19 protein-coding genes and 2 pseudogenes are annotated in these 19,816 nt (G+C 68.3%); 10 read left to right on the top strand and 11 right to left on the bottom strand.

The window, feature by feature from the left end:
- The first annotated feature begins 273 nt into the window (after window positions 1-273).
- Window positions 274-3,459 carry a DEAD/DEAH box helicase gene (locus tag J8M50_RS33560; protein WP_223786366.1) on the top strand — a complete coding sequence of 1,062 codons (3,186 nt, stop codon included), beginning with the start codon at window positions 274-276 and terminating at the stop codon, window positions 3,457-3,459.
- Between the two features lie 6 nt (window positions 3,460-3,465).
- Here the strand turns inward: J8M50_RS33560 and J8M50_RS33555 are convergent.
- Window positions 3,466-3,611 (bottom strand): annotated as a pseudogene (locus J8M50_RS33555) (IS5/IS1182 family transposase); the annotation flags it as partial.
- Between the two features lie 178 nt (window positions 3,612-3,789).
- Here J8M50_RS33555 and J8M50_RS33550 point away from each other — a divergent pair.
- Both J8M50_RS33550 and J8M50_RS33545 read left to right on the top strand, forming a co-directional pair.
- Window positions 3,790-4,108, top strand: a pseudogene (locus tag J8M50_RS33550) (transposase family protein); the annotation flags it as partial.
- A gap of 152 nt (window positions 4,109-4,260) precedes the next feature.
- Window positions 4,261-5,712, top strand: a complete 1,452-nt coding sequence (locus J8M50_RS33545; protein ID WP_141655518.1) for a hypothetical protein — start codon at window positions 4,261-4,263, stop codon at window positions 5,710-5,712.
- On the opposite strand, the gene J8M50_RS33540 is transcribed toward J8M50_RS33545, so the two are convergent.
- The 9 genes from J8M50_RS33540 to J8M50_RS33500 all read right to left on the bottom strand — a co-directional run bounded on the left by J8M50_RS33540 (window position 5,709) and on the right by J8M50_RS33500 (window position 12,360).
- Entirely contained in the window at window positions 5,709-6,110 is a 402-nt protein-coding gene (locus J8M50_RS33540) for a hypothetical protein (protein WP_010349953.1), read from the bottom strand. The two genes, J8M50_RS33545 and J8M50_RS33540, sit on opposite strands and share 4 nt — an antisense overlap.
- Window positions 6,111-6,175: 65 nt before the next feature.
- A complete protein-coding gene (locus J8M50_RS33535) occupies window positions 6,176-7,831 on the bottom strand; it encodes a relaxase/mobilization nuclease domain-containing protein (protein WP_010349954.1) in 1,656 nt (551 codons plus the stop codon).
- A complete protein-coding gene (locus tag J8M50_RS33530; protein ID WP_010349956.1) occupies window positions 7,828-8,454 on the bottom strand; it encodes a plasmid mobilization protein in 627 nt (208 codons plus the stop codon). Before J8M50_RS33530 ends, J8M50_RS33535 begins: the two co-directional genes overlap by 4 nt.
- Window positions 8,451-8,675 carry a hypothetical protein gene (locus J8M50_RS33525; RefSeq protein ID WP_029183306.1) on the bottom strand — a complete coding sequence of 75 codons (225 nt, stop codon included), beginning with the start codon at window positions 8,673-8,675 and terminating at the stop codon, window positions 8,451-8,453. Before J8M50_RS33525 ends, J8M50_RS33530 begins: the two co-directional genes overlap by 4 nt.
- Window positions 8,676-8,765: 90 nt before the next feature.
- Window positions 8,766-9,761: a DUF2637 domain-containing protein gene (locus tag J8M50_RS33520; protein WP_010349959.1), complete on the bottom strand. Its 996-nt coding sequence runs from the start codon at window positions 9,759-9,761 to the stop codon at window positions 8,766-8,768.
- Window positions 9,758-10,288 carry a WhiB family transcriptional regulator gene (locus J8M50_RS33515; RefSeq protein ID WP_010349960.1) on the bottom strand — a complete coding sequence of 177 codons (531 nt, stop codon included), beginning with the start codon at window positions 10,286-10,288 and terminating at the stop codon, window positions 9,758-9,760. The genes J8M50_RS33520 and J8M50_RS33515 overlap by 4 nt, the downstream gene beginning before the upstream one ends.
- 86 nt (window positions 10,289-10,374) lie before the next feature.
- Window positions 10,375-11,067, bottom strand: a complete 693-nt coding sequence (locus J8M50_RS33510) for an ATP-binding protein (protein WP_010349961.1) — start codon at window positions 11,065-11,067, stop codon at window positions 10,375-10,377.
- Window positions 11,067-12,053, bottom strand: a complete 987-nt coding sequence (locus tag J8M50_RS33505) for a hypothetical protein (protein WP_010349962.1) — start codon at window positions 12,051-12,053, stop codon at window positions 11,067-11,069. The genes J8M50_RS33510 and J8M50_RS33505 overlap by 1 nt, the downstream gene beginning before the upstream one ends.
- A gap of 1 nt (window position 12,054) precedes the next feature.
- Window positions 12,055-12,360 carry a hypothetical protein gene (locus J8M50_RS33500; protein WP_010349963.1) on the bottom strand — a complete coding sequence of 102 codons (306 nt, stop codon included), beginning with the start codon at window positions 12,358-12,360 and terminating at the stop codon, window positions 12,055-12,057.
- Window positions 12,361-12,789: 429 nt separating this feature from the next.
- On the opposite strand from J8M50_RS33500, the gene J8M50_RS33495 reads away from it, so the two are divergent.
- The 5 genes from J8M50_RS33495 (at window position 12,790) to cutA (ending at window position 16,039) form a co-directional block, all read left to right on the top strand.
- Window positions 12,790-13,221 carry a helix-turn-helix domain-containing protein gene (locus tag J8M50_RS33495; RefSeq protein ID WP_010349964.1) on the top strand — a complete coding sequence of 144 codons (432 nt, stop codon included), beginning with the start codon at window positions 12,790-12,792 and terminating at the stop codon, window positions 13,219-13,221.
- Window positions 13,222-13,352: 131 nt separating this feature from the next.
- Complete coding sequence (locus J8M50_RS33490; protein WP_010349966.1) at window positions 13,353-13,904, top strand: hypothetical protein; 552 nt, start codon at window positions 13,353-13,355, stop codon at window positions 13,902-13,904.
- Entirely contained in the window at window positions 13,901-15,004 is a 1,104-nt protein-coding gene (locus J8M50_RS33485) for an MAB_1171c family putative transporter (RefSeq protein WP_010349967.1), read from the top strand. Before J8M50_RS33490 ends, J8M50_RS33485 begins: the two co-directional genes overlap by 4 nt.
- A gap of 29 nt (window positions 15,005-15,033) precedes the next feature.
- Entirely contained in the window at window positions 15,034-15,615 is a 582-nt protein-coding gene (locus J8M50_RS33480; protein WP_010349968.1) for a phosphatase PAP2 family protein, read from the top strand.
- A 103-nt stretch (window positions 15,616-15,718) separates the two neighbouring features.
- Window positions 15,719-16,039, top strand: a complete 321-nt coding sequence (gene cutA / locus J8M50_RS33475) for a divalent-cation tolerance protein CutA (protein WP_010349969.1) — start codon at window positions 15,719-15,721, stop codon at window positions 16,037-16,039.
- Between the two features lie 2 nt (window positions 16,040-16,041).
- On the opposite strand, the gene J8M50_RS33470 is transcribed toward cutA, so the two are convergent.
- Window positions 16,042-17,286: a helix-turn-helix transcriptional regulator gene (locus J8M50_RS33470; RefSeq protein ID WP_029183308.1), complete on the bottom strand. Its 1,245-nt coding sequence runs from the start codon at window positions 17,284-17,286 to the stop codon at window positions 16,042-16,044.
- 130 nt (window positions 17,287-17,416) lie between these two features.
- Here J8M50_RS33470 and J8M50_RS33465 point away from each other — a divergent pair, with 130 nt between their 5' ends.
- Window positions 17,417-18,361, top strand: coding sequence for an ATP-binding protein (locus J8M50_RS33465; protein ID WP_010349971.1), 945 nt, complete (start codon window positions 17,417-17,419; stop codon window positions 18,359-18,361).
- A 12-nt stretch (window positions 18,362-18,373) separates the two neighbouring features.
- Entirely contained in the window at window positions 18,374-19,807 is a 1,434-nt protein-coding gene (locus J8M50_RS33460) for a sensor histidine kinase (RefSeq protein ID WP_162138040.1), read from the top strand.
- The last annotated feature ends 9 nt before the right edge of the window (window positions 19,808-19,816 follow it).

The raw sequence follows: 19,816 nt of genomic DNA, 5'->3' as shown, positions 1-19,816 counted from the left end.
CGTACAAAGGAAGCACATCTATGCCCGCGTACCAATGGGCTGACGCATGGACAGAGACCAACTGCCAGTAATTTCCGGCCTCCTGAGCTTCAAAGAGCCTGCCTTGGCCTCGGCGAGGACCACTGGAAAGAGTGGCTCGGGGCCATCACGTCCACAGCGGCACACCAGACGCCCCACCGCTAGCACCGGTCAACATCCCCCAGTAGTACCGCAGTCAAGCTCAGCGCGGAACTACCGTAGGCCAGCAACGCAAGGCGAGGGCAAGGAACGTAGGTGTCTACGACCTCCGATGACGCACCCGCGGCCGGCTCCGGGACACCTCCTGGTGAGCGGACGGTCGCCCAAGTCGTGCTCGACCGCTGGCAGGTCGAACTGGCGGGCGAGTTGCCCGCCCGGTTCGACGAGCCGGGATGGGTCTACGGCGAGGAGGTCCCCTTTCCGTGCACGCTCTGCAGCGAGGGGCTGCATACGGTGCGGAAGCCGTATGTCAGCCGAGGTCGGAACCAGCACTACGCCGCCGTGGTCTGTCCGCCCTGTGCACGGGCGTACACCCTCAGAGATCTGGGCCTGACGGGGTACTCAAGTCTCAAGAAGCCTGCGCCCTCGGCCAGGAAGCAACTCAACCCGACGCCCGTTCCACAGCAGCGACCCCCTGAAGCAGGGATTCCTGCGGTGTCCGGGACAGTGTGGGGGACGTCTCGTCCTCGTCGTCCGGAAAACGCGCGGTGGCCGGAAGACCTGCCGCGACCGGTCGGTCCCGAGACTCGTAGGCTCCACTGGGTCAAGGTCACACAGCCGAATTGGAGCCCAGAATCGCTTCCTGACGAAGTCGACCTGCGGGTGATCCTGCCGGACTCCGAGCGTTTCCAAGATCTCGCCGATCGTCTCGGTGAGCTGTCGGTTCCGTTCCGCCGAGTACCGCACTGGTTGGAGTCGGAGGAGGTATCGACGGTCAATGAGCAGGGTGGGCAGGCCGACTTGGTCGCCCACCCCCGCTTCCCGAATGAAGACTCCAACTGCTCGCCGGTCGGCGGCCTTGGCGCCTACGCCGCCCGAGACTGCTTCGACCTCGCCTGGGAATCTCTTGCCCCCACACCTCAGGAGCCTCCTGTGTTCCTGTCGGTGACCGAACTTGTTCCCCAGGCGTGGACACCCTTCTTGCCGTACCCCACATTCAATCCGGCGCAGTGCATGGCAGTCCCAGCGGTCCTGGGCAGCGACGGTCACGTCGTCGTGGTGGCGCCCACTGGGGCCGGCAAGACCCCGATCGGTATGACCGGGGCGCTCAAGGCGCATTTCGCCGGACGCAAGGCCGTCTGGCTGGTACCGCAACGCTCACTCACCGACGAACTCGACCGGGACCTGGAACTCTGGCGCCGCAACGGACTACGGGTGGTCCGGCTCTCTGGCGAACACGCCACCGACCAGGAGCAGATCAAGCAGGCCGACGTCTGGATCAGCACCACGGAGAAGTTCGAGGCCCTGTGCCGCGCCGCCAGCATGCGCCAGACACTCGCAGACGTCGGCTGCCTCGTCGTGGACGAGATCCACCTCCTTGGCGACCCCGTCCGCGGCCCGGTCCTGGAAGCCTTACTCGCGCGAGTCCGGGAAACCGCCAGCGAAGTACGGATCGTGGGACTGTCCGCGACCGTCTCCAACGCCGAGGACATCGCGGAGTGGCTCCACGCCGAACTGGTCCGTGTCATCTGGCGCCCCACTCGGCTGGTCTGGCAACTTCCCCTGCTCCCCGTGAGCTTCGACCGCGCAGCCCAGCAATTGGCGCGTACCAATGCCGCAGTGCGTATTACGGCCATGTTCGTCAAAGAGCAAGGCAGCGTGCTCGTCTTCTGCGGCAGCAAACGCAACGTACGGACCACCGCTCTGGCGATCGCCGCCAACCGAGGTGCCTCCACGACCAAAGTGGATCCGGACGACGCAGACCAGGTGCACCAGGTCTGCCGAGAGGCCGGAGTGGGGCTGCACTACAGCGACTGGCCCTACAAACGCGACACGGTCGCGGACTTCGACCGTCGTGAGACCGACGTCGTGGTCGCCACCTCCACCCTTGCCGCCGGCGTCAACCTGCCCGCACGCGCCGTGGTGGTCCGGGACACCCGTATCGGCCTCGACGACATCGAGGTCTCCATGGTCCAGCAGATGTTTGGGCGGGCGGGTCGGGCAGGCGCCGGTGAACGGGAAGGCTGGGCCTACCTGCTCACCGACGAAGCCGAACGCCCTCTCTGGCAGGCCAAGCTCGCGGCCGGCTACACGGTCTCTTCTCAGATCGGCAACAGCCTGCCCGACCATGTGCTCGCCGAAGTCGTGCAGCGGCGGATCACCACGGTGCGCGAGGCGTACGCCTGGTGGAAACAGACGCTCGCCTACCATCAGGGCCACCGCGACCTGGCCCCGTTGACTGAAGCGCTCCGCTTCCTCGTCCGGGCCGATTTCCTCCAGCACCGCCCGATGGGCGAGACCGACAATGAGCTGACCGCGACCGAACTGGGGCTTCTGACCGCACGGTTGATGGTCTCGGCAGTCTCGGCCCACGAAGTACGCACCCATGTGGGCCGGTTGGAACTTCCCACGGACCCCGCGACGGCCGAGGGCGTACTGATCGAGACCATCAGCGTTGTCCTGCCGGATCTGTCCCTGGCACCAGTCGGGGAACGGATGCGCGACTCCGTCCAGCGACTGTTGAAGAAGGAGGGATACCTCGACGCCGACCCACCGACCGAGGAGTACGGAGGCGGGCTCGCTGCACCGCGCGGTCTCGCGCCCGGGGACTTCGCCCATGCATGCCTGCTGACTCTCGCCCGCAGCCCGCGAGCCTTCCGCAGCGGCCGACGTCACGTAGGCGGCATCCCCGTCGAGGCCATGTATTCCGTCTTCACCGAAGCTGAGCGCTACCTCTACTGGCTGGGCGCACAGGGCACATTGAACTCCGCTCACCCGTGGTCTGTGATCGTCTCCTCCGATCTCGCACGCCGCATCCGCTGGCGTCATATCGCCCCGAGTCGTGGTTCGGGACGTCTCCTGTGGATCCTCGAGCAGATGGCCACACCGGTGAAGTCCTCCGAGTTCGTCCCTCGGATGTGGGCATCGGCAAGGAAGCACGCCGTCCTCTCGCCCGACTGGACCGCCGGAGGACGCCCGGCACAGTGCCAGATCTCCGACGATGCGTACACGGCCCTGCTGCGCGAACGCACTACCGGAAGCCGGGCCGACTTACGTGAACAGGAAGCCGTATGGCAGGCCCCGATCGGCCATACCGTCGTCATCTGGAACGGCCCTCATGCCCACTACGCCGTCAGCGACGGTGAGGAAAACACCACCCCTTTCCCCTCGGAAGAGGGTATGGGTGAAGATTCCCAACTGGGCCTCGCAATCTTCAGCCGCCGAGGGGATAGCGTCGCTACCGGCTGGCTCTCGGACTACTCTTACGCTTCCGAGAAATGAGTTTTTTCAGCGCTGCCGCTCCAGCGTGAGAATGTCCTGGTGATTGACGTCATGCGGTTGGGGCTACATCGAGACTTGAAGAAGATCCGTCAGGACTTCAGCCTCGCGACGCCGCGTTCGACGGGCGCTCGCGCTGCGGCCAGTGCTCGATTGCGCGATGAGGACGTTGCCGCGATCCGGGCGTGGACAAACATGAACGAGCATGAGGTCAACGACCCTGGCTGGGTCCCCGTGACCATCCGCTAGGCGTACACGAAGACCAACGCCTGACTGGCCGCGTAAAGCAACAAAGAAGGGCGTCCTCCGGCTGAGGGCGCCCTTCTTTGTTGTCCGGAAGAGACCCACGACTTGACTGCGGCCCGCACCCACCTGATCATCCGGATCCGCGAACGTCAGGGCGTCTCGATCCTCGCCGACCGTGCCTGCGTGGGGAGCCAGCCCGTGGGTAACAACACCCCTCAGATGCCCGCCGGGCCACGAACTCACACCGACCCCTCAAACCGTCAACTGCGGCGCGCTGTCCGCCGCACGAACACCGGTTGAACGCGGCGTCGTACGGCTGAAGTCCTGGCGCACCTTCCGCAGATCCCGGTGCAGCCCGAATCGAATGACGTCAATCGCCGCGGCAGTCCTCACACTGGAGTGGCAACACGGAAGAGCCTCACCGAATCATCCGATCGGAGGAACAGAAAATACCTTTCTTCCCAGCTGCTCTCGCTTGTCCGGTCTAAACGACCCAGATCGGCCGGCTCCTACTCGACACACTATCGGGCTAGCCGACCGTCAAGTCTGGAGATCATCATGGGCAAGCGTGGACGCCGCCGGGAGCGAGAAGCCATGGGGGGCAAACGGGTGAAGACTCCGAGGCTGGTCTTCACCGACCTACCTGAGGGCCCCGGCCCCAGGTTGCGCCTTGCGTTGAAACAAGCTTCATCAGCGAAGACCCGTGAACTGTGCCAGCGATACTGGGCGCTGGACGCGAAAGGAAACTGGGCGCATCGCATCGGCGAACTCGGTGACACCTCCCAGGTGGAGACCACCGTGGCCAAAGCCTCGCACGTCCTCCTGCTCACCCACGTCTGCTCGGTGTGCGGGGAACCGACCCAAGTGGCCAGTCGGCGGGAAGCACGCCTCCTCACGGGGCCCCAACTCAACCGCAGAGCAACCAACTTCCGCTGCCCTCCGTGCCGGACCCTTCAGGCCAAGGAGCTCAAGCAGCAGAATGAAGCTCGCCTCATCGAGCAAGAGAAAGCCCAGCAGGAAGCGGAACGCGAGCAGCAAAGGCTCGCTCAGCAGATTGCTGACTTCAGGCAGGCGGAGGATGATCGGGAACCCGACCCCGATCTTCAAGTGGGGAGAATCAGCGCCGCAGCCTTCGTCGTCCTCAGCGCGATGCTCCGGCACACTTGTGCCGACCCCATGAGGCCAATCCCCAGTTTCGAGGAACTCAGCCCAGGCACTTGGACGGGCTTCCCCGAGGAGGACCACGCCGCCGTCCTGGATTTGTACGCCCTCGGACTCCTCGCCGTGCACCCCAGTTCCCCAGCCGGTGGTACCAGGCGAGGACAGGACGGCACAGTGTCCTACGCGGTATGGCTGGCGAGTTGGCGACTGGTGGGCGGCACCACGCATGCGCAGGCCGTGATCGACAAAGCCAGGAAGCATCTGCAACTGGCGCACGGAGAAGCGGGGGCCGCGGCCCGAAAGGAGCTGGCCACGCTGGTCAGGCGGATGGAGGTTGCCGACATGGTGACCTACTTCAACGAGCAGTTGGTGGCGGAGTACCGCTACCCCGAGGTCCCTCCGGCTCGTATGCACGATCTCGCGACATTCGTCGAGCGAGGCTTCGAACAGGGCTTCACAACGGGGCAGATGATCTGTCTCGCCTGGCGTGCCGCCGACTCCGCGTCGTCCTGGAAAGAACGCAAGAACCTCGGTGCCGTCGAGGCTTCCTCCGCCGCCGTCACAACCCTGGAGGGCAAGATCTGCGACGCGATCGAACGGCGGCAACCGGTACCGGAGTACAACAGTCGCCCTTGGCACCAGCCATTGCTCGCTCTCGCTCCGGGCTGTGCCGAGCACGTCCGCGTCGCCCGCGTCCGAGACCGTCGCTGGATTGCCCAGTGTGGGGAATGCGACGAACTCGGATGGCGTGACGCGGAGATCGACGACCGTATGGTCCTGATCCGCTGTCTACACCTCGACGAAGAGCCTTCCGAGCCCGAGTCGTTGCCTGACGAGGCTTCTCCTTAATCGAAGTAGATCCCCCGGAGGCTCCCGTCGAACCCGAGGGCTTCTAGAGCCGCTTCGACGGTGAGGTACGTGGTGCTGCCGGGGATACTGATCGCGTCATAGTCGGCGCGGGTGATCTCCGGTTCGTGCCAGGTATGTCCGCAGCGGCAGCTGACCCAGACGTTGCGGCCCTGGTTGATGAAGACCCAGTCCCTCTTGGCTCTGCACTGCGTGCACCACACCGGCATCCCGCGCAGCGCGTAGGGACCGGGATGCTCGACCAGCCGCACCCGGAGGGGACCTGCCGGTTCCTGCTGGTTCAGCTGATTCTGGGTCGGTGTGGCGGGTCGGGTCGTCGGGAGCGGTGCGGCTGGCGTCGTGGTGGGGTTGTCGGTGTGCTGGGGGAGGGTTCTGTGCATGGGGTTCTCCGTCAGGTGTCCGTTGTTCAGGGCTAACACCCCGAAGGGTCGGGTGTCCAGGGAGTTCAGCGCCGGGGACCTGGCCGGGTCCGCACGGCCGGGACTCCCGCCGCCGAGGGGTCCGGGTCGCTCGGAGCCTGCACGAGTGCCGGCGATGCGGGGAGGCGTGCGAGTCGTCGTATGCGCCAGACCAGGACGTGTTCGACGGAGTCTGCGGTGTCGAGTTCGCGGTAGCTGGCCGCCTCGCGCAGGAGCGTGTCGGGGTCGTGGCCAGCCGCCTGGGCTTCGGCCAGGGTGGCGGCGAGTGCGGGCATCGGGACGTCGGGGTGGCCGGTGTCGGTGAGGGTGGTGCGGATCGTCGTGTCGTAGTGGCGGCGCTCGGTCGCGGGGAGGTGTTCGGCCTGACCGCGCAGGCGGGTCAGGGGAGTTGTGGCCGTCCTGTGGTACGCGGCGCGCAGGTGCACGGCAGTTTGGTGTGCGGCGGCTGCCTGCTGTGCGTGGCCTCGGGCGGCGTGCCAGCGAGCTGCCGCGAGGACCATGAGGACGAGGGTGGAGAGGATCATCGCGGTCGTGCCGCCGTCCTCACCTCGTCCCAGAGCCGTGCCGGCGTGGAGGATGCCGCGTGCGGCGGAGCGCAGAGCGCGGCGGTCGGTGTTCTCGGCGCGGACGTGGCTGCGGGTGGCGCGTTCGAAGGTACGGGCGGCTGCGAGGAGTTCGGCGCGGTGGGAGCGGTGGGCGGTGGCGGCGAGAGCGTCGAGGACGGCTCCGGTGCCGGTCAGGTCGTCGGCGGCCTCGTCCTCGTCGGCCGCCAGGACCAGGAGGGCTTCGTCGAGACGGGCCGTCGTGCGGCGGCGGGCCGTCGCCGGGTCGGTGCCGGCGGGGAGGGAGGACGTTGTGGCGAGGCGGGTGCGGATCTTGGGGAGGGAGAGGTCGGGTGCGAGGGTGGTGCCGGCGTACCAGACGGGTTCGCCTTGGGCGTTGTGGTCGTCGGGGAGGGCGACGGAGTAGCCGAGGGTGTCGCCGGAGGGAGCGTGCCGGAGGCGGACGCGGAGTCCGGCTCGGGTGAGGGTGTCGAAGAACTCCGTCTCCGTGGCGGCTGCGGCCAGGGACTGGCGTACGACTGTGCGGAGTGTGTCGCGTGGGGGTTCCGCGCGGCCGGTGCGTTCGGCTTTGCGGCGTTCGGCGGCGGTGGCGCGTTTGGCGGCGGTGCCGTCGCCGGTGTTCTGGCGGCGCAGGCCGAGTTCCTTCTCCAGGGTGCGGCAGGCGGCCTGGACCTTGGGCCAGTCGTTGTTGATGCGGGCGCGGCGGAGGTCTCCGCGTACGAGGGTGGCGGCGATGTGGATGTGGTCGTCGGCGTGGCGGACGGCGACCCAGCGGCAGGAGTCGGGGTCGTCGTCGCGGGCGATGCCGGCCTCCGCCAGGACGCGTCGCGCGATCATCGCCCATTCCTCGTCGGTGAAGTGGCGGTCCTCGGGAGCGGTGCGGATCGAGCAGTGCCAGACGTGCTTGGCCGGTGCCTTGTCCCCGGCCTGCTTCACCCTCAGGTCGAGCGCGGTGGCGAGGTGTTTGAGGGTGGCGTCGGGGTCGCGGCCGGGGTCGGGTGCGAAGCCGTCCCAGGAGGCGACGAGGTGGGGGTCGGTGTGTTCGTTGTGGCGGCCGGGTCCGTAGAGGTAGGCGAGCAGGCCGTATGTGCGGTCGCCTCGGGTGACGTTGGGGTTCATGACGGCCTTCGGGTGACGAGCGCGTCGGCGGCTCGGTCGACGACAGCGATCGTCTTGCGGAGGCGGGTGAGGGTGAAGGCCAGCTCGTCCGGGTGAGGGACGACGCCGACGTTGGCGCCGCGCGCGAGCTGGTTGACGTTGTTGCCGACCCGCGCCAAGTGAGCACGCAGGGAAGCTAGTTCGTCGACGACGGCGTCACGCTGTGCGGTCGCTTCGAGCGTGCTGGTGCCGCGCGCGGCGGCGAGGCCGGCGGTCGCGAGGAAGCGTGCGGCGGTGACGGCTCGGGTTCGCGCGGCGGCGGTGATCTCGGTGTACTCGTCGGCGTTGACGCGGACGGTGAAGAACTGCGTGCGGCTGCGCGGCTTCGGGTTACGGGTACGGCGGCGCGGCACGCGGACGTACGGCTTCTCCCCGGAGACCGGTGCCCCCTGGTGCCGGTCTTCCGTCGGGTCTTCGGGCGCCCTCGTCCGAAGACCCGACGTCCCGTCCTCGCCCCCCGGGGCGGGGTCGGGTCCGTACGTCGCTCCGTAGGAGTGTCGTACGGGATAGCTTGCTCCGCCGGTGGCCGGGACGCGGTCACTGTCCTGGCCGTCGGTGGCCGGTGCCGGACCGGGTCCGCTCATCGGCGGGTGTCCGGCTCGTTCGCGGCGATCTCGCGGACCAGGGCCTCGATCCAGTCCATGGCGAGGACCGGGTGGTGCAAGGTCCACGGGATGCTGTCGGGGTGTTCCCGGACGCTCCAGGTGCCGTCCGGGTGGGTTTCGCGGTGATGGAGGTGGCCGTGAGTGTGCAGGACGGTCAGCCAGGCGTCGACTTCGGCCGCTGTGGCGGGGGTACTGCGCATCGTCTGTCCCTTCGGGCTCGGAGTGACCGGCCGGGTGCCGTCGGTCGGTTGTCCCGGGGTGACCTGGCCGGTCACCCCGGGACAGGCCGGTCAGTTCCGGTAGGTGGTGAGCTGCTGTCCGTGCTGTGCGCGGAGCTGGACCATGAGCGTGGTGAGGGTGTCGTTGGACAGGGGAATCCGCTGGCCTCGGATCGCCTCGGCGACGACCTTCCGGGTGAGCTTGTCCTCCGCGCGGACAGCCTCCCGGGCGATCTCCAGCAGGGCCTTGGTGTCCCGGTCGACGACCGTCCCCTCCTTCCCGGCCGGGGAGAGCTGTCCGCGCAGGTCAGCGGGCTGTTCGAGGCCGGAGAGCGGGAGGATGTCCAGGGTGTCCTGGCTGCTGTGAGGGCCGCCCTCCTCCTTGTCCGTGAGGTGATCGGCCGGGGTCTCCGTCCGGCGTTCGCCCTTGTCGGCGGGCTGTCCGGTCGTCCGGCTGTCCCGGACATCTGAGGAGGTGTCCTGGCCGGTGTCCGAGCCGGTCAGTTCCGGACGGTCGGGCCGTCCGGTCACCTCTTCGGTGGCCGCCTGTCCGACGCCGTCCCGCCGGGACGCGGTCACCGTGTCCGGCTGTCCGGTCACCTCCCCTGTCCGGCCGACGCAGTCGGTCACCGGCCGCCCGTTGTCCGGGGAGCGGGCGATCAGGATGTACAGGTGGACGGCCCCGGCCAGGGCCAGCGGCGCGATCGTGGACAGCACCGCGACCACCATGTCGCCGAGGTGCAGTCCGTCCCCCGGAGTCTGCTGGTTGATCCGCACCGCGTGGAGGGCGTTGGCCCAGATACTGGCGGCGGTCGCCGTTCCGAAGAGGGCCCAGACGTACAGGCGGGCGCGCAGCGGCGCGTCCTTGAGGACGAGGAGGGCGCGGACGCCGTAGGCGATGAAGCCGTCGATCACGATCGGGAAGAGCCAGGTCAAGGTGGGCCGGACGTGGATGGCGAGGGCCATCTGCCGCAGGGCGTCGTAGCTCAGGGCGCAGCCTGCCGCACCGAGCGCGATCACGGCGGCGCGGTCCCAGGCGCTGAGCTGTGCCGTCGGGGTGGTGTTCACGCCGCCGTACCGAAGTCCGAGCGGGGGTCGCCCTTCTTCTGTGCGCCGTTGTGGGCCTCGCGGTGCTGTTCGGCGAGGCGGGCGGCGCGCAGGAGCTTCTGGGCGTGTTCGAAGGTGACCTTCAGGATCCAGGCGAGACGCTCCTCACTGATGCCCCGGAGGTGGGCGGCGTGGGCGACGGCGCGGCGTTCGGACTTGGTGAGGTGGATGTCGCGGCCGGCGAGGGCTTCCTCGACGCGGGTGCGGTCCATGCGCAGGGCGACGTTCTCGTGGAGGGGTGCGCGTTCCTCCTCGGTGAGGCCGCCCCGGATGCCGTGGGGGTCGTTGGTCTCCAGGGCGGCGTCCAGGCAGACCCGTCGTACGGGGCAGCGTGCGCACAGGGCCTTGGCGGTGGCGACGGAGTCGAGGTCCGCGGGGTCTGGGTAGAAGGTGTTCAGGTCGGCGGAGCGGCAAGCGGCCTCGCTCTGCCAGGTGACGTCGCCGAGGAGGCGGTGGCGTCGGGTGGGGGTCGCCGGGGTGCGGTGCATGGGTGTGGTGCTCCGTTCCTTCTCCGCGCGCGGAGAAGGCGTCGGCGGAGAAGCGGGGTGGTTCTGGTATGGGGGCGGTCGGCCGGTCAGGCGGCCGGGCGTTGCCGTCTGCGGTCGACCGGCTCGAAGGCGACCCGGGTCGTCATCTCCGCGAGGCGGGAGGCGACGCGGTCGCCGAGCTGGGTGCGCAGGTCCCGGATGGCGAGGTTGGTGGTGATCAGCGTCGGCAGCAGCAGGTTGTACCGGCGGTTGATCAGGCGGGTGGTGATCTCCTCGACCCACTCGGTGGTCTTCGCGCCGCCGAGTTCGTCGAGGATCAGCACCGGGACCCGGGAGACCCTGGCGAGAGTCCGCTCGGTGTCCGTGCCGGTCTGCGGGCGCAGTTCGGCGTAGAGGTCGGCGGCCGTGGTGGCTTCCCAGCGCACCGCGATCCCAGCCCGGGTCAGGGCGCGTACGGCGCCGTACGCCTGGTGGGTCTTGCCCGCGCCGGTCACCCCGGCCATCAGCAGGCTCGGTCCCGTGGTGATCTCCGGGCGGGCCCCCGCGTTCGCGGGGCGCGCCTGGGCGATCACCTGGCGGACCCACTCCCGCACCTGCGGCTGGTCGGCCTCGGCGTTGCGGTAGCGGGGCGGGATCCGCTCGTCCACCCGGGCCAGCCGGTCAGCGGCGTCCGGTGCCGGGCCGGTCTCGGGTAGGGCACGGGGGTTCATGCCCCGGGCGCGCAGGATGCGCTCCATGCTGCGCAGGGCGCCGTCGCCGAGGCGCTGCGGGTCGGTCATCACAGCTCCTCGGCGTAGGCGGAGACGGCGTCGGTGGGGTTGGTCCAGGGCTGGTGCGTCTGGACGCCCGTGCGGTTGCGGGGCCGGTTCATGGAGTCGTTGACCAGGCTCGGCAGCCGCGACGGGTGGCCCTGGATCTCGCCGTAGCGGGTCAGTCCGGCCCTGACGTGGTCGACCGCGATGCCCTCGTCGAGGAGCTTCTTGACCTCCCGGCCCAGGTGCCCGAGCACCGAGCCCGGCGGGCGCTCGTCGCAGGAGCGGATGTACTCGGCGACGAGAGCGTTCGCCCCGGTGGAGGCGCCGGGCGCGGTGCGCCCCGTAGGGGAAGATCCAGGATCCAAGATCCTGGATCCGGACGGTGAGGCTTCCCCGGTGTTTCGGTGAGGCTGCGGTGATCCTTCACCGAAACCCGTCTGACCTGCGGATTCATCTGCGGGCGCGACGGTCGGGGCGGGGAGGTCGAGCAGGGCTTCCTGCCGGCCTGCCGACGGCTGGGAGGCGGCAGCTCCCGGACGTTCCACCTGCGTCGAGGTGTCCGTGAGGTGGCGGTGAGGGTTCACCGCCACCTCGGCGACAGGTAGTTCCTCGTGAGGCGACGACGCGGTGCACGCTCCCTTGCACGGACCGCAGCGGTCCTCGCCGTGGTGCTCGGTGCACACCGGCAGCCGGGACTGGCTCGGCCGCTCGATCCTCTGGTGCTCGAACCAGCCGGTGATGTGGAGGTACCGCTTGCCGTCGCAGCCGACGTACCGGCAGATGAGCCCCGCCTCGGCGAGCTGCTGGAGGTCGTCCTCGACGTGGACCGGGGTGTGCTCGGAGCGCAGCGGCCACAGCACCCCGGTGATGATCGCCGCGTTGTCCCGGTGACGGCCGTGGTCGTCGGCCTGGGTGAACAGGCCGATGTACGTCACCACCGCGGTCACCGAGCAGGCCGCGACGCGCTCGTTGATCCAGAGGTCCGGCTTGACCGTACGGATGCGGGCCATCTCAGCAGCCCTTTCCGCAGCGAGCGGTCAGCGCTCCGGTGGTGAGGTCCAGTTCGTGGGCCGTCATCCAGTCGGTGTCGGGGAAGGTCCGGATCACCCACCGGGCGAGCGTCCTGGTCAGGTGATGGTGGGCCGGGATGCTGCGTCCGTCGGCGCCTAGGACCAGGCAGTACGGGTGGGGCCAGGTGTGAGCGGGGTGCGCGAGGCTGACGCGCAGCCGGTACGCCCCGGCCACCAGTTCCCTGACCTGCGCGGACAGCCGCTTGGCCTGGCTGTCTTCGGGGCATGCCAAGGTTCCGCTCGGCATGGTTTCCATGCGATACTCCGCTTTTTGTAGGAGCGCGTAGCGGGTTGACTCGGGCTAAGAGGCCCCGCTGCGCGTGACTGTGTCGGCACTTCGGTGTCGCGAGCGGCGTTCAGGAGTTGGCCCTCCCGGACGCCGCTTTTCGTTCCCCTCCCCCTCCGATCACTACTGTGGTGTTCCTCTGCGGGACATGAACATACTGTGGTGTGGCTGAAACATCTACCGCAGAGGGGTCAGATCTGATGACGAAGAGATCACATACGCCCACGAGTTAACGGTTTCAACTGTTCAGACGGGGTGCACGCGACACCGACCACCGCTTCACCCGCAGCGAGCCGCACCTTACTGAAGTAACCAATTAGCCGCCGCAGTGACACGACAGGACCACTGACGTAGAGTTCTGCCCGCAAGCCACCAACCGAGGACACCGCCATGACGTCAGCCGACAAGCGTTCCGGCCGGGTAGCTCGCGGGCTCCAGTCGGTCATAGAGGAGGTCCGCTCCCCCTCCGGCCGGCCCTACACCACCGCCCAGATCGCCGCCGGTTCAGGACTGAGCGAGGCGGCGGTGGCCGCCCTGCGCAGCGGCGACCGACCCAACCCGACGATCAACACGATCTCCGCGCTCGCGCAGTTCTTCGGCGTCCCGGAAGAACGCCTGATGCCGCCGGGTCAGGACACTCCGGAGTCGGAACTCGCCGGCGTTCTGGCCGATGCCGGTGTGAGAAACATCGCCCTGAGAAGCGCCGGACTTTCCGCCGGGTCACTGAAGATGATCGAGGCTGTGGTCGCTAGAGCCCGTGAACTAGAGGGACTTGACCGGTCTGACGATTCACCAGAAAACCCGGCCGACCCTCAGCCGTGAGTTGATCATTACTTGCACCGGGGATTCATCGCGCCGTATAAAAATTCGGCACCTGGAATTCATCTCTGCTTTCGGTCCGCGTGCACACCTGGATGAACGACCACGGGGGGCGTGAGTACGAAGGAACAGGAATGCGGCGATACCAGCCCGGCACCCGAAAAGCGCGCCGGCTGCAACGTGAATGCAGGGAAGCACTTCGCGGCATCTTCCTCGAAAACCCCAGCGACGTCGACGAGTTGTGCCAGGCCATCTCTCTCAAACGCGGTCGCCCCCTGCGGGTGGAGCCGCTCCCGGAGATCGAGGCCACCAACGCGCCGTGCGGCATCTGGCTCGAAATGCCGGACAGCGACTTCATCTTCCACGAGGCCGCCGCCAGCCGACGCCACCGCAGTCAGATCATCCGGCACGAGCTGGCCCACATGCTCCTCAACCACCGCAGCGACCGGACCGTAGAGGCCCTCGCCGCCTCCGCGCTCTCCGAGGCCGACTCCTCCCAGGTCCAGCGCGCCCTGGGACTGACCGCCTACAGCTCCGTGCAGGAGGAAGAGGCCGAGATCGCGGCAACAATCATGGTCGACATCCTGCGCCACAACCACCCCGGCGATCTCGCCCCGGGACGGCCCGGCATCATCACCCGGCTCGCCAGGGCACTCGGCCCCCAGCGAGAAGACGCTGTCTCATGAGCAATGCCATCGTCGCCGGTCTTCTCTGGTGCGCGGCCCTCTGGCGCCTCCCGACATTCGGGCGAACCCGCAAGCAGACGGCCTGGACCGGAGCACTCCTCCTCATCGCCTTCGCCATGAGCTTCGAGATACCGGCAGTCGCGCATTACACGAACACGCTGTTCCACATCCACAGCATCTCCTCGCTCATCGAACACGTCGCCGCATTCCTGTCGGCCGTCTGCCTCCTGAACTTCGTCATCGCCGTCGTACAGCCAGACCGGAAACCGAGCGGCAGAGCCCGGATAGCAGGAAGGACGCTGACCGTCGCGGCCCTGACACTCACCTTCTTCCTCTCGGGCAGGCCCGAAATCGACTCGATGCCCTTCAAGAACGTCGAGGGGCATTTCTGGCCGTCCGCTCACGCCGTGACCTTCGAACTCTCCCTCGGCGTCACCATGTTCGTCGCCTCCCGGCTGTTCCTCGGCGCGATTCGAGAAACGGAAGAACGCTGGCTGCGCAACGGACTGCTCCTGCTCGGCATCGGGACATCCCTCGGAGCGGTCTACGCCTTCCAGAAGACCCTTCTCGTGTACCTCCGCCTCGCCGACCTCACCCCGCCGATCTCCACCGGCTGCCAGAACGCCGTCGCCGTCGCCCTGCGCAGCGCCGCGCTCCTCCTGATCGTCGTAGGCCAGGCGCTTCCCCTCCTACCGGCCTCCGCACGGACCTACCACCAGTACACCGCCTGGCGTCGCCTCCGCCCCCTCTGGAAAACCGTCGCCCGCGCCACCCCGCACGTCGTCCTTCGCCGCGAGCCTGTCCTCAGCGTCGAACTGTGGCTGCACCGCCGCGTGATCGAGATCTGCGACGGCCAGCTCGCACTCCGGGAGTGGGTCACCGAGGCCGACCTCCCGCGTGCTCCTCTCTCCCAGGCCCAGCGCGAGGCCGCGTGGATGCGCACCGCGATCGAGCGCAAAGCCGCCGGCCTGCCCTACCCCTCCGGGTCCCGCCCCGAGCTGGGCAACAAGGGACTCGCGCCTGCCGAGGAACTCCGCTGGCTCGTGTCACTCTCCGACGCGATGAAACACCCCACCCCCACCCCGCTCACCACCGTCTGAACGCACCCGACCACGAACGGAACCCCCACATGCCCGCCACCAAGTCGCCGACCGCACAACGCATCACCGACGTACTTGAGCCCCGGACCTGGATCATCCTCAACACCCTCGTCATCGGATGGCACAGCTCCCACTGGTCCGGCATCGCCTGGGGCGTCTTCGCCGCCGCCTTCTGCGCCGTCATCCCCATGGTGTTCATCAAACGCGGCGTCAAGCAGGGCAAGTACGGCGACCGCCACGTCGGCTCCCGCAAACAGCGGTTCGTCGTCCTGCCGTTCATCCTCCTGTCCGTCGCCATCGGCCTCGGCGTGATGCTGGCCTGCAATGCGCCCCAGGAGATGATCGCCATGGTGGTCACCATGATGGTGACCCTGTTCGCCCTCACCGCGATCACCTTCGCCTGGAAGATCAGCGTCCATCAGGCCGTGGCCGCGGGCAGCGTCGTCATGATCGCCGTGGCATACGGGCCCTGGGCACTCATCGGTTTCGTTCTCGTGGCCCTTGTCGGGTGGTCACGGATCGAGCTGCGTGACCACACTCCGGCCCAGGTCGCCGCCGGTACCGCGCTGGGCGCACTGCTGGCCGTGCTCACGTTCGCGCCACTGCGCTGAGTTCAGGGTGCCGCCCGACATGTTGCCCGCCCTCACCTCCCAGAACCTGACGAGACACCGCTGGGTAGGGTCGAGAGATACACCGATCAAGAGGGGCGGTCTCATGGCGAAGGTTGTGGTCGCACAAACGACCATCGACGACGAGGAGTTGGCGAAGGCGTTGGCGCGTGGTGCGGTCGAGAACCGGCTGGCCGCCGGCGCGCACATCGACCCTCCGCTGACCGCCGTGTACTGGTGGAAGGGCGCGATCGAGACCGCTCGCGAGTGGCGGGTCTCGTACAAGACGACCGCTGAGCGGTTGCCGGAGCTTGCGGCGTGGGTCGACGAGCAGCACAGCTACGAGGTCCCGGAGTGGGTCGTCTTCAAGGTCGACGGCGGGTCCGAGGCGTACCTGGCGTGGGTGGGCGAGCAGACGTCCGCGTAGCGTCAGGCGGCGAACTGGAGCAGGTGGCGGGCGAGTTCGCGTTCACTGTCGGGGAGTCGTGAGGCGATGGTGTGGGCGCGGTCCCGGCCCATGGTGTTGGGGCGGGCGTCCGCTGCGGCGACGAACTGCCGTGACACGTAGACGCCTTGGTCGATGTCTCCGCCGCGCAGCAGGGCAGCGGCCAGGTCGCCCAGGACGACGACTCCCGAACCCGGCAGGGACTCGCCGAGGCGTCGTACCGCGTTGTCGGCGGTCTCGGTCAGTTCCTGTCGGCCGAGTTGTCCGTACACGGAGAGCGAGAGGGAGTCGAGGCGGTACGGGGTCATGAACTGGACCCACGCCTGCTCGGCGGTGTGGTCGGCGAAGTCGTACGCGATGTGGGCTCGGTCCAGTGCGCGTAGTGCCTCGGTGTCGTCCCCGAGGTTCGCGGCTTCCTCCGAGTAACGGCCGTGGATCCAGGCCGCGGCGGTGGCGTTGCCGAAGCCCCGGACGTCCTGGGCGGCTTGGGCGAGGAGCCGCATGGCCTTCTCGGGGGTGCTGGCTCCGTAGCTGGCGTAGGCGAGGGCGAGGGCGCGAAGAGGGAGGTGTCCGGCGACATCGGCGCAGTCCTTGGTCACCTCGTAGAAGGCGCGTGCCCGGCGATGGTCGCCGAGGTCCCAGGCGACCCAGCCCGCCAGTGCGGCCGTTTCTCCGGCGGCGATGGTCAGTTCGCGCTCGTGCGCGCCAGCGCGAGGCAGTACGGCGGTGATCGCGTCCAAGTGCGACTCGACCGCGTCCTGAAGTTGGTGGGCGGCCAGGTCGTGCTCGCTCACATGGAGGGCCGAGGCCCGGTCGATGAGCACGTGGGCGCCGGGTGAGTCGATCCTGGCGGCCTTGCCGATGGCGTGCGCGAGCCGTCCCCACGGCTCGGTGACAGCGGCAGCGCCGAGAACGGTGCCGCCGAGGAGGGTCCGGCGTTTCATGTCGTCCGCGTCCTCTTCACCACCGTGTCCTCCCTCCCTCTTGCGGGCGCGTGCGGCTGCCGCCTCTCGCTCCAATTGTTCAACAGGTACGCCGCTTGCGACCGCGATGTGGGCGATGGTCCGCTTGGTGGGGATGTTCTTGCCGCTTTCATAGCGGTTGATCTCACGGCGGGTCATGGTCTCCCGCCCGGAGACCGCGTTGATCGCTTCCGCGTGCTCCTCCTGCGTACGACCCGTCGCCTTCCTGAGCCGGAGGAGTCGTTCGGCAAACGGATCTGTCGCCATGAGCGTGCCCTCTGTCGGTGGGTGGAACCCCATGATGGCTTCAATTCCCCCCGTTGGTTTCCCACTTGACAGACTTTTCCCCCTCAGTTTTCCCCTGGCAGGGGGCTTGGCCGCGCGATGCGATAGGCCCATGACCACGTTCCGCGAGGCGCCCCACTGCCGCCAGGACCGCGACCTCCACGCCACGGCCGGCGTGGAGCGGACGGCCGTACGTGGCTTCGAGGTGAGCTTCGTACCGACCCCCGTACAGGTCGGGCGGATGCGCAAGATCACCTCGGCTCACCTACGCCACTGGGGCCTGTGGGCTCTGCGTGAGGCGGTCACGCTCGCGGTCTCCGAGCTGGTGACGAACACCGTCGAGCACGGCCAGGGAAAACCGGCAGGGCTCAGGGTGGTGACGAACGCGCAGGAGCTGCGGGTCGAAGTCACGGACGGGAACCCGGCGCCGGCCCGTCTCAGGGAAGCGAACGCCGAGGAGGAGAACGGCCGAGGGCTGTTACTTATCGCCGCTCTCTCCAAGGAGTGGGGGGTCAGCAGCGACGGCACTATGACGTGGTGCTCCTTCGCTGTCCCTGCGGCTGACGTTCGCGAACTGGCGCCTGCGGGCGGCTACTTGGCCGACGGCTCGAGCCAAGTCGCGGTCCGTCCCCTGGCCTGGGAGTCCAACTGGCCGATGGAGCCCCTGCCCAAGGGACTCAACCTGTTTGTCCGCTCGGCGCTGACGAGCGCTGCATGGTCCGGGGATCAGTCCCTCGGGGTCGGTGCAGTCCGGGAGTTGGCGGGTTACGCCGTGAAGACGCTCGGCGACAGCGCCGAAGAATTCGTGCTCGGTCTGGCGATCGGCGTGGACGAGGCGTTGACCGTATCGGTGTCAGTCCCGGTGACGGTCGACTTCGGTCAGGCGATGCCGGGGGATCCGGGGCTCGCGCGGGTGCGCGTGGTGGCCGGGGAGATCGTCTGGCGGCCCTGGCGCAACGGTGAGGGAACGACGGCGTCGGTCCGTCTTCCCGCTGCTGCTCCTCCCTCCGGGAGCCGAACGTCTTCTCTCGTCCCGTCCGCTCAAGTCGACTGCTGAGGAACCTCATTCATGTCTGCCCGCTTGGTCGACAGCCCACGGCACCGCAGGCCAGCCCCGGACGTCGCTCTGGCGACGCGTCTCCGGCAGGCGGCCGTCGTTCCACTGCTGCTCGTTGCGATGTCTCTGGTGGTGACGGGGTTCTGCTGGTGGCAGGGGGCTGTGGTCGGGGCGGCGGATGTCCTGATGGCCCTGGCATGTGCAGTGATCGTCTCCACCGGTTACGGCCTTTTCCTGGCTGGACAGTTGGCGAACTCCGCAGAACAGGCATCGCGGGAAGCCCAGATGGCCGAGCACGAGCGGATCGTGCGGGCTGCGGAGGCGGCGGTCACCACAGTGTCGTGGTCGTCCGACGAGCTGTGCCGAGGGAATGAGGTTCCCCTGCCGTCCGCCGAACTCGTGAACAGGGACGAGGGGTTGGCGGCGCTGGCGGAGTCGGAGCTGGCTCAGGTCACGGTTGCTGCGGTCCTGGCTCTGCGGCAGGTCCAGGAGGAGTCGGAGTCGCTAGTCCTGCTGGGTCTCCTGCGGAGCCTGCCGAGGCGGCAGCACCTGCTGGTGAGCCGGATGCTGGACACGCTCACCAAGGTAGAGCACCTGACCGACGACCCCGAGATGCTCCAGCTCCTGTTCAAGGCCGACCATCAGACGACACGGCTGCGCCGCCAGGTGGAGAGCATGGCCGTGCTGGGCGGTGAGTCCCTCCGGGACACGCGGGAGCCGGTGCCGTTGTCGAAGGTACTCGACGGTGCGGTCGTCGAGGTCGAGGAGTACCCGCGCGTCACCGTGGTCCACACCGAGGTGGGCAACGAACTGGCCCTACGCGGACACGCGGGCGCTGAACTCTCCCATCTGCTGGCCGAGTTGATCGAGAACGGACTGCGTTTCTCCCCGCCGAGCGCACGGGTGACGGTCCGTACGGACCGGGTGCCGGCGGGGGTGCTGGTCCTGGTCGAGGACCAGGCGCTCACGATGCCGGACGCATTGCGGGTGGAGCTGAACCGGCTACTCAAGGCGCCTAACGGTATGGACATCGCGGCTCGGGTGAAGAGCGGGAAGCTGGGTCTCGTAACGGCCGCGAAGATCGCGCACCAGCTCGGTATCGACGTCCAGTTGGTGCAGAACACGTTCGGTGGAAGCACCGCACAGGTCGTCGTGCCGTCCCGGCTCCTGCGCGCAGCGCTGCCCCCGCAGCCCGTCGGGATACCGGACCGGACGTGGAGCGAACCGGCAGGACCGGTATCCCCGGCGCGACAGCGGCCGTTTGTCCCGTCACCGCGGCCGGACCATCCCCCGGCCGGGGACGGCGCGCCGCCGCTCCCACGCCGGAAACCCGCCGCTGTGCCACCTGCGGCCGAACGCCCCACCGATCCCCGGGCGGCTCCCGACCCCGGCGCGTTCGCCGACTTCCTCGACGGCCAGCAGTCCGCCGCACCGCACCACGCCTGACGACTTCCC

The organism is Streptomyces acidiscabies, from assembly GCF_020010905.1.
Taxonomy (GTDB): domain Bacteria; phylum Actinomycetota; class Actinomycetes; order Streptomycetales; family Streptomycetaceae; genus Streptomyces; species Streptomyces acidiscabies.
The sequence above is the reverse complement of the archived record's forward strand: the minus strand, read 5'-3'. Positions and strand labels throughout refer to the sequence as shown.